This is a genomic window from Rubneribacter sp. (genome assembly GCF_965361815.1).
This window is the reverse complement of record NZ_CBDTNW010000165.1, coordinates 1-13537: the sequence shown is the minus strand read 5'-3', so window position 1 is coordinate 13537 and position 13537 is coordinate 1. Positions and strand designations below refer to the sequence as shown.

General features: G+C 66.5%; 15 protein-coding genes. 10 read left to right on the top strand and 5 right to left on the bottom strand.

Going from position 1 to position 13537, the window contains the following annotated elements; translation table 11 throughout:
* Positions 1-286: 286 nt before the first annotated feature.
* From rpmF to smc, 4 genes are all read left to right on the top strand, one after another.
* Positions 287-466, top strand: coding sequence for a 50S ribosomal protein L32 (gene rpmF / locus ACWKY3_RS12125; protein WP_449316662.1), 180 nt, complete (start codon positions 287-289; stop codon positions 464-466).
* A gap of 204 nt (positions 467-670) precedes the next feature.
* Positions 671-1702 (top strand): phosphate acyltransferase PlsX, encoded by a 1032-nt coding sequence (gene plsX, locus ACWKY3_RS12120; protein WP_449316661.1) that lies wholly within the window; start codon positions 671-673, stop codon positions 1700-1702.
* Positions 1703-1721: 19 nt separating this feature from the next.
* Positions 1722-2642: a ribonuclease III gene (gene rnc, locus ACWKY3_RS12115; protein ID WP_449316663.1), complete on the top strand. Its 921-nt coding sequence runs from the start codon at positions 1722-1724 to the stop codon at positions 2640-2642.
* 6 nt (positions 2643-2648) lie between these two features.
* Complete coding sequence (smc, locus tag ACWKY3_RS12110; RefSeq protein ID WP_449316660.1) at positions 2649-6209, top strand: chromosome segregation protein SMC; 3561 nt, start codon at positions 2649-2651, stop codon at positions 6207-6209.
* Between the two features lie 128 nt (positions 6210-6337).
* On the opposite strand, the gene ACWKY3_RS12105 is transcribed toward smc, so the two are convergent.
* Positions 6338-6658, bottom strand: coding sequence for a hypothetical protein (locus ACWKY3_RS12105; RefSeq protein ID WP_449316659.1), 321 nt, complete (start codon positions 6656-6658; stop codon positions 6338-6340).
* 181 nt (positions 6659-6839) lie between these two features.
* Between ACWKY3_RS12105 and ACWKY3_RS12100 the strand changes: the two genes are divergently transcribed.
* From ACWKY3_RS12100 to ACWKY3_RS12085, 4 genes are all read left to right on the top strand, one after another.
* On the top strand, positions 6840-7181 hold the full coding sequence (locus ACWKY3_RS12100; RefSeq protein ID WP_449316658.1) for a PadR family transcriptional regulator: 342 nt from the start codon (positions 6840-6842) through the stop codon (positions 7179-7181).
* A complete protein-coding gene (locus ACWKY3_RS12095; protein WP_449316657.1) occupies positions 7174-7707 on the top strand; it encodes a DUF2812 domain-containing protein in 534 nt (177 codons plus the stop codon). Before ACWKY3_RS12100 ends, ACWKY3_RS12095 begins: the two co-directional genes overlap by 8 nt.
* A 281-nt stretch (positions 7708-7988) precedes the next feature.
* Positions 7989-8909 carry a signal recognition particle-docking protein FtsY gene (ftsY, locus tag ACWKY3_RS12090; protein ID WP_449316656.1) on the top strand — a complete coding sequence of 307 codons (921 nt, stop codon included), beginning with the start codon at positions 7989-7991 and terminating at the stop codon, positions 8907-8909.
* Positions 8910-8918: 9 nt separating this feature from the next.
* Positions 8919-9902 (top strand): MBL fold metallo-hydrolase, encoded by a 984-nt coding sequence (locus ACWKY3_RS12085; protein WP_449316655.1) that lies wholly within the window; start codon positions 8919-8921, stop codon positions 9900-9902.
* A 16-nt stretch (positions 9903-9918) separates the two neighbouring features.
* Here ACWKY3_RS12085 and ACWKY3_RS12080 read toward each other — a convergent pair whose 3' ends face one another.
* From ACWKY3_RS12080 to ACWKY3_RS12065, 4 genes are all read right to left on the bottom strand, one after another.
* On the bottom strand, positions 9919-10464 hold the full coding sequence (locus ACWKY3_RS12080) for a hypothetical protein (RefSeq protein ID WP_449316654.1): 546 nt from the start codon (positions 10462-10464) through the stop codon (positions 9919-9921).
* On the bottom strand, positions 10457-11221 hold the full coding sequence (locus ACWKY3_RS12075; protein WP_449316653.1) for an ImmA/IrrE family metallo-endopeptidase: 765 nt from the start codon (positions 11219-11221) through the stop codon (positions 10457-10459). The genes ACWKY3_RS12080 and ACWKY3_RS12075 overlap by 8 nt, the downstream gene beginning before the upstream one ends.
* The gene (locus ACWKY3_RS12070) at positions 11211-11567 is read right to left on the bottom strand and encodes a helix-turn-helix domain-containing protein (protein WP_449316652.1); all 357 of its coding nucleotides are present in this window, start codon (positions 11565-11567) and stop codon (positions 11211-11213) included. The genes ACWKY3_RS12075 and ACWKY3_RS12070 overlap by 11 nt, the downstream gene beginning before the upstream one ends.
* A gap of 185 nt (positions 11568-11752) precedes the next feature.
* Positions 11753-11968: a helix-turn-helix domain-containing protein gene (locus ACWKY3_RS12065; RefSeq protein WP_449316651.1), complete on the bottom strand. Its 216-nt coding sequence runs from the start codon at positions 11966-11968 to the stop codon at positions 11753-11755.
* Positions 11969-12071: 103 nt separating this feature from the next.
* Here ACWKY3_RS12065 and ACWKY3_RS12060 point away from each other — a divergent pair, with 103 nt between their 5' ends.
* On the top strand, positions 12072-12407 hold the full coding sequence (locus ACWKY3_RS12060; RefSeq protein ID WP_449316650.1) for a hypothetical protein: 336 nt from the start codon (positions 12072-12074) through the stop codon (positions 12405-12407).
* 205 nt (positions 12408-12612) lie between these two features.
* The coding region (locus ACWKY3_RS12055) for a signal recognition particle protein (RefSeq protein WP_449316649.1) at positions 12613-13537 on the top strand (925 nt) is incomplete at its 3' end.

The following is a 13537-nucleotide window of genomic DNA, read 5'->3' as shown; positions in this document are numbered from 1 at the left end:
AGAGGGCTTTTTCCGCCCTCCCCCATCTTGGCCTCTCCCCCCCCCCGAAACCCCCGTGCAAACCACAACCCGGGCGTGGGGAAGGCGCGGCTCTTCGGAGGGTCATCAGGTTTTCCGGGCGGCGTCGCGCTGGCGTCGCCGCATCCTGTGAAGCCTCCGTGGCAATGGCGAAAATGCGCTGAAAGCCCACTTGCGAAGCCTGCAAACCTTTGATAGCATTGTTCCTCGCGTGTTTACGAAGCGAAAGCGAGCATGTGCGCTCGGATGAAGCAAGGAGATAGAGACCATGGCAGTACCCAAGCAACGCAAGGGCCGTTCGCGCGTCCATTCCCGTCGCAGCGCCAACGACAAGATTTCGGCCCCCGCTCGGTCCGTGTGCCCGCAGTGCGGCGAGGTGAAGCTCCCGCATCGTGTGTGCCCGAACTGCGGCTTCTACAAGAACCGCGAGGTCATCGAGACGGATTAACCGTTCGCTCGCATGCGGGCGCCTTCCTTGCGCCTTGACGAGCCTCCCTGCCCATCGCGCCTTCGGCGCGAATCGCCGGGAGGCTTTCGCATATTCGACTATACTACGTAGGAACCGCATCGCGCGCTGCGCGCATGCCCTTGCCCGCCGAAGGACGGTCGGGAGCATGCGCCCACGCGAACCGAAGAGGAACGCGAGGATCTCATGCCCGACAAAGTAACCATTTCGGTGGACGCCATGGGCGGCGACCGCGCCCCCGACGTCGTGCTCGATGGCGTGGCGGACGCGCTTGCGGCCGATGCCGACCTGTCCGTCATCCTATGCGGCCCGGCGGACGTGGTCGAGCCGTTCGCGGCGCGGTACGAGCGGTGCACGGCCCATCCGGCCGCCGAGGTCATCGGCATGGCGGAGCATCCCGCCAACGCCGTGCGCAAGAAGAAGGACTCCTCCATCGTTGTCGGATGCCGCTTGGTGAGGGAGGGCGCCGCCCAGGGCTTTTTCTCGGCGGGTTCCACGGGAGCGTGCCTGGCGGCCGGGACGTTGGTCATGGGCCGCGTCAAAGGGGTGGCCCGCCCGGCGCTGGCCACCGTCATCCCCTCGCCGGTGCGCCCGGTGGTCATGAGCGACATCGGCGCGAACGCGGACTGCAAGCCGGAGTACCTGGTGCAGTTCGGCCAGATGGCGTCCATCTACGCCGAGAGGATCGTGGGCATCGACGCTCCGCGTGCGGCGCTGCTCAACATCGGCGAGGAGGACGAGAAAGGCTCGCAGTTCGCCCAGGAGGCCCATCGCCTGCTGCGCGAGGGGCTTCCCAACTTCGCGGGCAACGCCGAAGGCGGCGACGTCCTGGCGGCGACCTACGACGTGATCGTGACCGACGGCTTCACGGGCAACGTCTGCCTCAAGGCTATCGAGGGGACGTCCAAAGTGCTGTTCGGGGCCGTCAAGGACGTCATGACCTCGACGCCCGCCGCCAAGCTGGGCGCCCTCGCCGTCAAGGGGGGGCTTCGCAGGCTCAAGGAGCAGGTGAGTCCGGACACTTACGGCGGCGCGCCCATCCTGGGCGTGAAAGGGGCGCTTTTGGTGGGTCACGGCTCATCCAGCCCCCTCGCTGTGCGAAACGGCGTGCTCACGGCGGCGCGCATCGTGCGCCAGGACGTGGCGGGGACGATAGCGCGCACCGTGTCCGGCGGCGCGGGGCGCGCCCGCAAGGAGGTTGGTCGCCATGGCGCTTGAGGACATGATCAGGCGCGGCATGCGCGCGCCGCGCCCGATTGACGAGTGGTTCGAGGACGCTCCCGAGCTCACCGACGAGCAGCGCCGCAACCTTGACGAAGCCCAGAGGATACTAGGGTACCGCTTCAAGCAGGAGCGCTTTTTGCTCTCGGCCATCACGCACCCTTCGGCCACCGAGGGCAAGTCGGTCAAGTACTCCTACGAGCGCTTGGAGTTTCTGGGGGACAGCATCCTCGGCGCCATCGTGGCGAGCATCGCCTTCGACCGTTTCCACGACCTTGACGAAGGAGGGCTCACGCGCATCAAAGTGGCCCTCGTCGCGGGCTCCAGCCTGGCCGAGGTGGCCGAGGGCCTTGGCTTCGCCGACGTCATCGTGTTCGGCTCGTCGGAGACGGGCACGGGCCGTCGCGGGCTGCACTCGGCGCTCGAGAACGTCTACGAGGCGGTGGTGGCGGCCCTGTTTTTGGACGGCGGCGTGAACGCGGCCATTCGGTTCGTGAGCGACACGCTCATCCCGCGCATGTCCATCGACTTGGCCAAGGAGCCGGAAAACCCCAAGAGCGCCCTTCAGGAGAAGCTGCAGGTGGACGGCATCACGCCCACCTACAAGCTGGTTGAGACGCAGGGTCCTCCGCACGACCGCACGTTCGTGGCCCAGGTGTTCGCGGGCAGCCAGGGCCTTGCGCGCGGCACGGGCCGCACGAAGAAGGAGGCCGAGAGCCAGGCGGCCAAGAGCACGCTCGCGCGGCTCGGGGAGTTCTTCGGCCTGGGCGCCACCGACGAGGAGCGCGCGGTGAAGGCCGAGGCCGCCAAGGCCGCGAAAGCGGAGAAGGCCGAGGCCGCCAAGCAGGCCAAGGCCGAGAAAGCCGCCGCGCGCGCCGAGCAGAAGGCCCGCAAGAAATCCGAACGCGAGCGCGCCAGGCAGCGCAAGCAGGGGTAGCCGGCCATGCACCTGAAATCCCTCGTCCTCAAAGGCTTCAAGTCGTTCGCCGACCGCAGCGTGCTCTCGTTGGAGCCGGGCATCACGGCGGTGGTGGGCCCCAACGGCTCGGGCAAGTCGAACATATCCGACGCCGTTTTGTGGGTGCTCGGCGAGCGCAACGCCAAGCATTTGCGCGGACAGGCCATGGAAGACGTCATCTTCGCGGGGTCGTCGGCGCGCAAAAGCGTGGGCGTGGCGGAGGTGGACCTGGTGCTGGACAACTCCGACGGCACGCTTCCGGTGGAGTTCGACGAGGTGGCCATCACGCGGCGCATGTACCGGTCGGGCGAGAGCGAGTACCTGATCAACGGCGTGGTCGCGCGCCGCATGGACGTGCTGGACATCCTTCACGACTCGGGGCTTGGCACCGGCACGCACTCCATCATCTCGCAAGGGTCGCTCGACTCCATCCTGCAAAGCAAGCCGGAGGACCGTCGCGCGCTCATAGAGGAGGCCGCCGGCGTGCTCAAGCACAAGCAGCGCAAGGCGAAAAGCGAACGCAAGCTGGCCGCCATGGACGCGCACCTGGCGCGCGTGAGGGACGTGGCCGCCGAGGTGGAGCGTCAGCTGGGGCCGCTTGAGCGCAAGGCGAAGCGCGCGCGGGCCTACCAGGGCCTGGCGGCGGAGCTGGCCGAGATGAGCCTGGCGCTGGCGGTGGACGACCTGCGCACGCTGCGGCGGGGCTGGGACGAGGCGGCGGCGCGCGAGCAGGCGCTTGCGGCCGAGCTGGAGAAGCGGCGCGAGGTCATCGCGCAGGCCGAGGCTCGCTCCGAGGAGCTGCAGGAGCGCATCAGGCGCGAGAGCGTGGATGCGGGCGAGCTGTCGCGGCTCCACCGGCGCGCCGCCTCCGCGGTGGAGCGCTTCGACGGCGCGACGCTGCTGCTTCACGAGAAGCGTCGGGCCGCGCAGGGGTACGAGGCCGAGCTGCGCGTGACCTTGGAGGCGAACAAGGGCAAGCGCTCCCAGGCCGCCGCCGACCGCGCGGAGGCCGAAGCGCAGCTGGCCGAGGTGCGCCGCGAACGCGCGCGAGCCGATGCGGACGTGGAGCGGATCGCCGCCGAGCAGGCCGGCAACGCCGAGAGGCGCCGCGCCCTCGAGCGCGAGGCCGACGAGCTGGAGCGCGCCAAACGCGAGGCCGAGCGCGAGCGCGAGCGGGTCCGGCGGGAGCTGGCCGAAACGCAGGAGTCGCTTGCGAGCGGCCTTGCCCACGTGAAGCTCATCGAGGGGCATGGCAAGGAGCTGGAGCTGCAACTGGAGCGCGCCCAGGGCGAGGCGCTTTCGCTTGCCGCTGCGGCGCAGGAGGCCGAATCGGCGCGGGAGGCGCGCGCGAAGGCGGAGGGGGAGGCCCGCGCCCGGGTGGGCGAGGCGCTCTCGGCGCGCGAGGCGACCCGGGCGGCGCTCGATGAGGCGCGCGACGAGGCGTCGCTGCTGTCTTCGGAGATACGCGGCCTCGAGGAGGTGGAGCGCGCGGGCATGGCTTCCGGCCCGGCGCTTTCCTGGGCGCTCGACCACGCCGGGGATCTCTCGGTGAGATTGGAGCCCCTTGCGCGCGCGGTGCGCGCCCCCGAGGGGTTCGAGGCGCTTGTGGAGCGGCTGCTCGGCGCGGACGTGGCCGCGCTTCTCGTGGAGGACGCGGAGGGCGCGGCCGCCGTGGTTGCAGCCGTCGCGTCGTGCGGCGAGAAGGGCGAGGTGGTGCTCGTGCCGCGCGCGGGCCGTGCGGCGCAGGAGCTGCCGGGCCGGGCGGCCGCGGCGGCAGGCCTTGGGCGCGCGCTTGTGGACGAGCTTTCGTATCCTGCGGAAGCCGCGCGGGCCGTGGAGGCGCTGCTGGGGGACGTGGCGGTGTGCGACAGCGCGCAGGAGGCGTTCGACGCTCATCGGCGCGACGTTTCGGGCGCCCGTTTCGTCTCGCTCGACGGCTGCGCGGTGTGGCCGAGCGGCAAGGTGAGCGCGGGGGTTGCGGACGCAGACGGGGAGGAGGGCGTGCTCGCCCGCGCGCGGAGGCTCGAGGGGCTGCGCGGGCGGCTGGACGCGGCCGAAGCCGCTCGCGCGGCCGCCGAGGAGGCCGCCGCAGCGTCCGAGGCGGCCCTGAGGGACGCGCAGGCCGAGAGCCTGCGCCTTGCTCAGGAGCTGGCCGAGCTGCGCGGCACGGCGGACGCGGCGCGCGCCGACGCCCGTCGCGCCGAGGAGAAGCTGGCGAGCGTGCGCCGCGAGTTCGAGGATATGGAGCGCCAGCGCGCCCAGGCCGAGCAAGCCGTGGCCGAGGCGCGTCCGTCGGCGGAGGCTCTCGAGGCGCGCCTTGCGCAGCTCGGCCGCTCCCTTGAGGAGGGCGCCGCCCGAACGCAGGAGGCGCAGGAGGCCGTGGTGCCGCTGCGCAAGGAGGCCGCGCGCCTGCGCGACGCGCTGGCCGAGGCCAAGCTCAAGTCCGCCACGCTCGCCGAGCGCGAGACGTACACGTCGCGCGTCGTCGATGCCCGCTCTCGCGACCTTGAGGCCGCGGACGCAAGCGACGCCGAGGCGCGCGGGACTTTGGTGAAAAAGGTTGCGGCCCAAGAGCGCATCGTGCCTTTGCTCGCCCTCTTCGAGGAGCTGGAGGCGAGCGCGCGGCGTCGGACGCGCGAGCTTGAGGAGGCGGCTGCGGCGGCGCAGGACTCCTCGGCGGGCCTGCACGCCCAGGCCAACGAGGCGCGCGCCGCCGCCCGGGCCGCGCACGACGCCCTTGACGACGCCAACGCGCGCCTCTCGGCGGCGCGTGTGGACAAGGGCCGCCTGGAGGTGCAGGTGGACGCGGCGGTGAACGCCATCGTGCAGGATTGCGGCGTGCCGCTCGACCGCGCGCTCGAAGCGCCCGCGCTCGAAGACCGCGGCGCGGCGGAGGACGCCGCCTTCAAACTGCGGCGCCGCATCGCCAACATGGGCACCATCAACCCCGATGCGGCCGAGGAGTACGAGCAGCTCAAAGCGCGCTACGACTACCTGGCCGCGCAGCTGGCCGACCTCGACGGGGCGCGCCGCTCGCTCGCCAAGATCGTGCGGGTGATCGACGCGCGCATGAAAGACGACTTCGTGCGCACCTACGAGGCCGTGGACGCCAACTTCCGCGAGATATTCGCCGTGCTGTTCCCCGGCGGCTCCGCGAGCCTCTCGCTGGTCGACCCCGACGATCTGGAGAACACGGGCGTGGAGGTGACGGCGCAGCCGAGGGGCAAGCGCATCACCAAGATGATGCTCATGTCCGGCGGCGAGAAGTCCCTGACGGCGCTTGCGCTCCTGTTCGCGGTCTACCGCATCCGCTCCACGCCGTTCTACATCTTGGACGAGGTGGAGGCCGCGCTCGACGACTCGAACCTGCGCCGCCTGACGGCCTACCTCGACAGTCTGCGCGACTCCACGCAGCTCATCATGATCACGCACCAGCGCCGCACCATGGAGATGGCCGACGTGCTGTTCGGCGTGTCCATGCAGGCCGACGGCGTGACGAAGGTGGTCAGCCAGAAGCTCGAGAACGCCCTGCGCCACGCGGAGTAGGGTCCCTCTCCCCGTTGCCCGAAAGGGACGGAAAGAGGGGTTTCGCTTCGCAGGGCCCGGTCTTTTGAGGCTGCGGGGCTGCGGGTTTTTAGCCTTGCGTCCGCCGTTGCGCAACGCGCGCCAGCAGGTTATTTGAGCAGGAGCGGGACGATCACGGTGAGCGCGAACACCACCATGAGCACCCAGTTCGCGTTCGACAGAGCGTGCACGGCGGGGCTTGTTGTCCTTCTTGCTTGATCGAAGCCTGCGGAGCAGAAGAACAGTATGGCGACGGGCAGCTTGAGGCTTTCGGCCGCCTGCGCGTCCCCGAAGACGAGCTTGGCGAGGTACCAGACGAACAGCGCCGTCGATGCGACGAGCATGATCAGCGCGAATACGGTGTCCCGCTTCTCGCCCGCCGTCTTCCCGGCCATCTTCGGGCGCGCCTCGTCGCCGCAGATCTCGGTCATGGTTTCGTTCTCCTTTCGAATTGAAGGCGGCCCCCTGCTTTTGGCGGGGGCGTCCGTCGCTTCCATCGAACGAGCCGCCATGGCTTCGCGCGCCGGTCTTCGATGGGGTATAGTGGGATCTGCTTGCAAGCAACGAGAGTATAGCATAATATATCCATCATGGATATATGGAAGGAGCGCAATGGCGAAGCGCAGCCCGTACGAGACGGGGGAGCTTTCCGACAGCATCTTTCTTATCCTGCTGGCGACTTTCGAGCCGGTGCATGGGTACCGCATCATGCACGACATCGAGTCGTCCACGCACGGCGCGGTCAAGGTGGGCCCCGCCACCATGTACACGACGCTCAAGAAGCTCAAAGCGGCAGGATGGATCGTCGAGATAGCCGAGGAGGGCGGCCGTATCCTCTATGCGGCCACCGACGAGGGCCGATCGGTGCTGCGGCGCGATTTCGCGCGGCGCAAGCGGCTTGTCGCCGTGGCCGAGGAGCGGCTGGAGGAGAAGGACGGAAAGGACGATGGCTAAGTATCGGCTGTGCGGCGGCTTGGCGATGATGGCCGACCACGACATGGAGATGCTCAAGGGCATGAGCGCGAAAGGGTGGCACGTGAGCGGTCTGTCCTGCGGCTTTCTCTACCGTTTCGAGCAGGGTGCGCCGCGCGACTTCGACTACGCGGTGGGTTTCGAGCGCGACTTCACGCCCGAGGTGCAAGAGCTGTTCCGCGCCGGCGGCTGGCATCCCGTGATCACGGGGCCCGGCTGGCAGATCCTGCGCGCCGAGGCGGGCGAGACGCCGCTGTTCACCGACGAGGAGTCGAAGGAGGAGGCGCTGCGCGCGGTCCGTGCGCGGACGGGCCGCTTCGCGCTCGCCTGGGCGGTTGCGTTGGCGGCGTGCCTCGCGGCCGAAGCGCACTTCGACGCTCAGGGGACGGAGCCGATCGCGGCGGCCTGCCTTGTGGGGGCGGTCGTGTCGAGCGCGGGGTTCGTGTTCACGGCGTTTCCGTTCCTTGGCTACACGGCTTCGCTGAGAAAGCTTCGCGCCGGTCGGTAGCCGCGTCCGGCCCCTTCGGCGGCGCCCGCGTCGCCTCATGCGCCCGCGCTTTCGCGTCGCTCGCGTTTCGCGCGGCTTGCGCGTCGTCTCATCGCGCATCTTGGACGCCGCTTTTGCGAGGGACGTGCGGCAGCCAGGCAAGTCCCGGCACGGACGCGGACGGACCCCGGCGCGGGCGCGTGCGGGCTTCTTCTTCGTTTTCCCCGCCTCCCGCTTCGTCGTCGCTGGCGCACGCGTGCGTTTGAGCTACACTAAGCAAGATACGGCGAAAGGAGCCCATCATGGGATTTTTCGATAGGATCAGCGAGGGGCTGGCGCGCTCTCGCGATAGGTTCAAGGAGCAGATGAACGTCCTGCTCGACCGAGGTCCCGACCTTGACGAGGAGTTTTGGGACGGCTTGGAGGAAACGCTCATCCTGGCCGACATCGGGGGCGCCGCCGCTTCCGAGATCGTGGAGGGCCTGCGCGACACGGCCACGCGCAAGGCGCTGCCGGACGCCTACGCGGTGCTCGATCTGTTGAACGAACGCATTGCGGAGACGTTCGCGCCCGGTGACCAGGACGTGTTCGGCGGCGGGCCGGCCGCGGTGCTGTTCGTGGGCATCAACGGCACGGGCAAGACCACCACGGTGGGCAAGCTGGCCAAAGAGGCCGCGGACGGCGGTCGCACGGTGCTTCTGGGCAGCGCGGACACGTTCCGCGCGGCGGCCATCGAGCAGCTGGAGGAATGGGCGCGGCGCGCGGACGTGGAGGTGGTCACGCGCGAGCGCGGCAGCGACCCGGCCAGCGTGTGCTACGACACCTTGGAGCGCGCCGAGGCCGTGGGGGCCGATCTCGTGCTCATCGACACGGCGGGCCGCCTGCACACCTCGGCCGACCTCATGCGCGAGCTGGAGAAGGTGGTGGGCGTGGTGCGCAAGCGCGCGAGCCTGCCGGTGTTCACGGTGCTCGTCATCGATGCCACCACGGGGCAAAACGGCCTGCAGCAGGCGCGCGAGTTCGACCGCGCGCTCGATTTGGACGGCGTGATCGTCACCAAGCTCGACGGCACGGCCAAAGGCGGCATCGCGCTTGCGGTGAGCCATGAGCTGGGGCTGCCCGTGCTCAAGATCGGCGTGGGCGAGGGTCTCGACGACCTGCGCGACTTCGACGCGCACGACTTCGCCCGCGCCCTCGTGGGCGACTTCGACGAGCGGGCCTAGGGGGCGCGCATGACGTATTCGCAGGTGCACGCAGATCCCGATGTGTACGAGGTAAAGGTTCCGTTCCAAAACGTGTCCACGAACGCCACGAACTGCTTCGTGGTGCTCGACGGCGGCGAGGCGCTCGTGGTGGACACGGGCGCGCCCACCGACGAGGGCGCGGCCGTGCTCGAGGAGGCCCTTGACGAGCTGGGCGTGGACCGCTCCCGCGCGACGTTCTTCCTCACGCACCTGCACCTTGACCATGCGGGCCTGGTGGACCGTGTGGTCCCCGAGGGCGCGCCGGTGCTTGCGAGCGAGGTCGATTTCAACGCCATGCGCGCGTTAGGCGCGTCCGGCTACGAGCGGATGCGGCGGCGGCTGGTGGCCGAGGGCATGGCGCCCTCGGACGCCTCGGGCTACGCGCGCCACTCCGTGGAGATGCCGCTTTTCGACCCTGCGCGCGTGAGCATGCGCTTCGTGGCCGAGGGCGACGAGGTGGCGGTGGGAAGCCGGCGCTTTCGCGTGCTGGAGGTGCCGGGCCACACGCCGGGGCACCTGGCGCTGTTCGACCCTGACTCGCGCATCCTGTTCGGCGGCGACCACGTGCTGTTCGTCATATCGCCGGGCATCGCGCTGTTCGCGGACGGCGGCGACGGCCTGCAGGCGTACCTCGACAGCCTTCAGAAGGTGCGCGCGCTCGGTTGCTCGCACCTGTTCGTGTCGCACGGAGAGGAGTGGCCGTTCTTCAACGAGCGCATCGACTGGCTGCGCCAACACCATCTGGAGCGCCTCGAGGAGACGTGCGCCATCGTGCGCGGCCGGCCGGGGCTGACCGGCGTGCAGGTGGTGCGCACCATCAAGTGGAACGTGCCGTTCGAGCGCTGGGAGGACATCTCCTTCATGCAGCGCTGGTGCATACTGATGGAGGGCCTCGTCATCCTCGACCACCTTGTCAGCCGGGGTCTTTTGCGCCGCGAGGAGGACGAGTCGGGTCTTCGCCGGTACTTCTAGGAAGAGGCGCCTGCTCTCATGCGAGCGGGTCGATGGGTTTGCCCAGGAACTCCGTGAAGCTTCGCGCGCCAATCCAGCGGCCCGCAGTGAGCATGTCTGCCCACATCGCGTTTGCTTCCCTCTCTGATATAAGGCCATTTTCGTACGCTTCCACAAGGATGCTCCCCGTTGTCTTGCACTTCAGCCCGAAATCGCGGATGTAGGCGGCGGTGTCTCGGAAGTTGTTGCTGGCTACGATGCCGCGATTGACGACGGCCAGCGCCATGGCCGCCGCCTCGCCACGTCCCACCATCTTGAAGCCTGGTCTCGGACGGTTCGTCATCTCAAGGTACAAAGGGAGGGCCGGCGAGGCGAGGTCGATGTCGCGGATTTCCACGTCGGAGCTTGCGGTCAGCTCTGCTATGCGGTCTTGAAAAGCGGGCGTAGCAACGCGCGAGAGTTCGTCAAGTACCAGTTGGGGTATAACAACACGATTGGGGTAGAGTTGCGTGACGATACTTCCCCGGTCGGTCCAGAGAAAGGCCGAGAGACAATCCGTGTCGAAAAAGAGCGGCTCAGTCAACAATCTCGCCGTCCTCCAAGGTTTCGATGAAGATGTCGTCGCGGAATCCGTCCGCCAAAAGCTCTTCCGCCTTGCCTTGCGACAGGATGCCTCGGCCGAAGAGGTCCGCGATGCGGTCGATGTAGTCGCCGTCGGCCATGCGCGCCCTGCTTCCGCGGCATGGCTCGTACAAAGCCGTGGGGTAGCCGAGCTTGCGAGCGCCCGCTTTCACGTTGCGGCTAAGGGATTCTTTCTGCGCGTCATCCACGATCCCCTCGTCCTGCAGGCGCACGAGCAGCGCCAGACGCGAGATGCCGAACTTCTGCTCGATGGCCACGACCGATGCGAGCAGGCGCTCGTCGTCGATCGGGGCCATCGGGGCAAGCCCCCGTGCTCGCAGCTCGTTTCGCAGGGCATGGTAGGGGAGCAAAAAGTACGAGGCGAACGCGTCGGCCGTCCATTCGGCGTCGTCGTAGCGTTTCGTGCTTTTCGGGCAGATGACCGTGGAGGCCGCATCGTCGAAGAACAGGTGGTGCAGTTCATGGGCGAACGTGAAGCGCTGCCGTCCGAGCGTTTGGGCTGAGTTGAACGCGATGAGCGAGAAATCGCCGTGCTTGACGCACATGCCGCTGATGGAGTCTCCGAGGGGGTAAGACACCGTGGTGAGCCGTGGGACCTCGCGAGCGCAGGCGAACACGTCGATGGGGGAGAGGTTGTCCTTGCCGAAGTCGGCGCGCAACTCCTCGGCGCGGCGCGCGGCTTTGTCCTTACGCTCCATGGTCGGTCGCCTTCTCAAGCGCGGTCAGGTCCTCGAGGTTGCGCACGATGCGCCCGACGGCGGCGATGCCGTCAAGATCCTCGGGCGCGATACCGTCCGCACGGAACGCCACCGCCTTCTCCGAGGACGCTTGGGCGCTCTCGTCGATCAGTTCGCCAAGCGGGCAGAAGAACAGGTCGCAGAGCTTTTCGAGCGCGGCCACGCCAAGCGAGCGCTGGCCGTTTTCCACCTTGCTTACAAGCGTTTGGTCGATTCCCAGGTAACAGGCCACATGCTCCTGCGTGAGTCCGCGAAGCTTGCGCATACGCCTGACGTTTGCCCCCACGGTTGCGTTGATGTCGGTCATAGCGGTCTCCCTTCACAGGGGAGTATAGCACGGAATGTCATATTTATGAATATAAGCTATAAGTAAAATATGACAGACTGAAAACATGAGGATAAACATAACAACCGCAGTAAAGCGATTGGCGCAAAAAGCGCTCTTGCAAAGATTGGCGTGAGTTGGCGCTGCGAGGTTCAGAAGTTTAGAAGTTAGAAGTCGATGAGACTTTTCACGTCAGTGCCAAGTCCGTCGGCGATTCTGCAGAGCAGGTCAATCCCGACGTTTACTTGACCTGTTTCGATTTGCCAGAGATGTGTTTGATTGGTATCGACCATGAGTGCAAATCGACGCTGCGAGAGGTGTTGCTCTTCGCGCAGTCTCCGTATGGTGTTACCCAGTATGACTCTGCGTTCATCACTTTTCATACGTTCAGAGTATGTGCTATACTTCCTTTGATGACTTGCTATAACAAGTCATCAAAGGAAGTGTGCAATATGATGGAGAATTAAGTGTGATAGGAGAACAACGATGAAAATTCTTGGTATGGGGATTCCTGAACTGCTGTCTCTGCTTCCGTTCCTAGCTTTGGGAGCAGCTGTGTATGCTCTCATGTCCTTTTTGAAAAGTAGAAAAGTGGCAACTTCTCTTTCGGGTGATGCCCAAGTTCAGAACATGGAAAAGCAAAAATACACTCGTAGGGCAATAATAGGAATTGCTATTGCGCTTATTTGTGTTGCGTTAACCGGTTTCCATATTTGCGACAGCTGTCATACAATATTTTTCGGCAAATCATATGCGAACTACTATAGTTCAACGCTCTGTCCGGACTGCGCGCGTTATTCAACGTTTGGTGTGCTCTCATAATTCTGAACAGATACCTGTTGGTTGTGGTGTTAAAAATACATGCGTTCTGCTCGTTCGTGTGTGGTAGTTTTTTGAGAGTTGCGATACGTTCCACAAACGTCTAGCGTTGTTCACATCTGCTTGTGAGGTGAAGTTGCTTTTGCGGGCGATGCTTCGGGTATAATCGGGTGAAACAACGTTGTCGACCGATGGGGGATTCCCAACTATGCTCGAAAGCCTTTCCAACCGCCTTCAGGGCATATTCAGCGGGCTGCGCGGCAAGGGCCGCCTGACCGAGGAGGACATCGACGCCGCCATGCGCGAGATACGCATGGCGCTTCTGGAGGCCGACGTCAACTTCAAGGTGGTGAAGGGCTTCATCGCGCGCACGAAGGAGCGCTGCCTGGACGCGGAGGTGCTCGAATCGCTCACGCCGGCGCAGAACGTGGTCAAGATCGTGCTCGACGAGCTGACCGGGCTTTTGGGCCGCACGGACTCGAAGCTGGTCCTTTCCAGCCGCATCCCCAACGTCATCATGCTGGTGGGCCTGCAGGGTTCCGGCAAGACGACGGCCGCCGCGAAGCTGGCCTGGCGCCTGAAGCAGCAGAACCACTCGCCGCTCTTGGTGGCCTGCGACGTGTACCGCCCCGCCGCGGCCGACCAGCTGGAAACGCTCGGCGGCGAGATCGGCGTGCGCGTGTACCGCGGCGACGGGCAGGACCCGGTGCGCATCGCGAAGGAGGGCGTCCAGGACGCCATCGACAACCTGCGCGACGTGGTCGTCGTCGACACGGCGGGACGCTTGCACGTGGACGAGGACATGATGGAGGAGGCCGAGGCCATCAAGCGCGCCGTGAGGCCCGACCAGATCCTCATGGTGGTGGACGCCATGACCGGCCAGGACGTGGTGAACGTGGCCGCCGCCTTCGCCGAGCGCGTGGACTTCGACGGCGTGATCATGTCCAAGATGGACGGCGACGCCCGCGGCGGCGGCGCGCTTTCCATCAAGGAGGTCACCGGCAAGCCCATCAAGTTCATCAGCTCCGGCGAGAAGCCGGATTCCCTTGAGGAGTTCCACCCCGACCGCATGGCCAAGCGCATCCTGGGGATGGGCGATGTGGTCAGCCTCATCGAGAGCGCCGTCAAAGTGC

Coding starts and splice junctions, on each gene's coding strand:
- ACWKY3_RS12065 (WP_449316651.1), bottom strand. CDS start 11,968: ATGAAAAGTGATGAACGCAGAGTCATACTGGGTAACACCATACGGAGA.
- ACWKY3_RS12060 (WP_449316650.1), top strand. CDS start 12,072: ATGAAAATTCTTGGTATGGGGATTCCTGAACTGCTGTCTCTGCTTCCG.
- rnc (WP_449316663.1), top strand. CDS start 1,722: ATGCGCGCGCCGCGCCCGATTGACGAGTGGTTCGAGGACGCTCCCGAG.
- ACWKY3_RS12095 (WP_449316657.1), top strand. CDS start 7,174: ATGGCTAAGTATCGGCTGTGCGGCGGCTTGGCGATGATGGCCGACCAC.
- ftsY (WP_449316656.1), top strand. CDS start 7,989: ATGGGATTTTTCGATAGGATCAGCGAGGGGCTGGCGCGCTCTCGCGAT.
- ACWKY3_RS12085 (WP_449316655.1), top strand. CDS start 8,919: ATGACGTATTCGCAGGTGCACGCAGATCCCGATGTGTACGAGGTAAAG.
- ACWKY3_RS12105 (WP_449316659.1), bottom strand. CDS start 6,658: ATGACCGAGATCTGCGGCGACGAGGCGCGCCCGAAGATGGCCGGGAAG.
- plsX (WP_449316661.1), top strand. CDS start 671: ATGCCCGACAAAGTAACCATTTCGGTGGACGCCATGGGCGGCGACCGC.
- ACWKY3_RS12075 (WP_449316653.1), bottom strand. CDS start 11,221: ATGGAGCGTAAGGACAAAGCCGCGCGCCGCGCCGAGGAGTTGCGCGCC.
- ACWKY3_RS12100 (WP_449316658.1), top strand. CDS start 6,840: ATGGCGAAGCGCAGCCCGTACGAGACGGGGGAGCTTTCCGACAGCATC.
- rpmF (WP_449316662.1), top strand. CDS start 287: ATGGCAGTACCCAAGCAACGCAAGGGCCGTTCGCGCGTCCATTCCCGT.
- smc (WP_449316660.1), top strand. CDS start 2,649: ATGCACCTGAAATCCCTCGTCCTCAAAGGCTTCAAGTCGTTCGCCGAC.
- ACWKY3_RS12070 (WP_449316652.1), bottom strand. CDS start 11,567: ATGACCGACATCAACGCAACCGTGGGGGCAAACGTCAGGCGTATGCGC.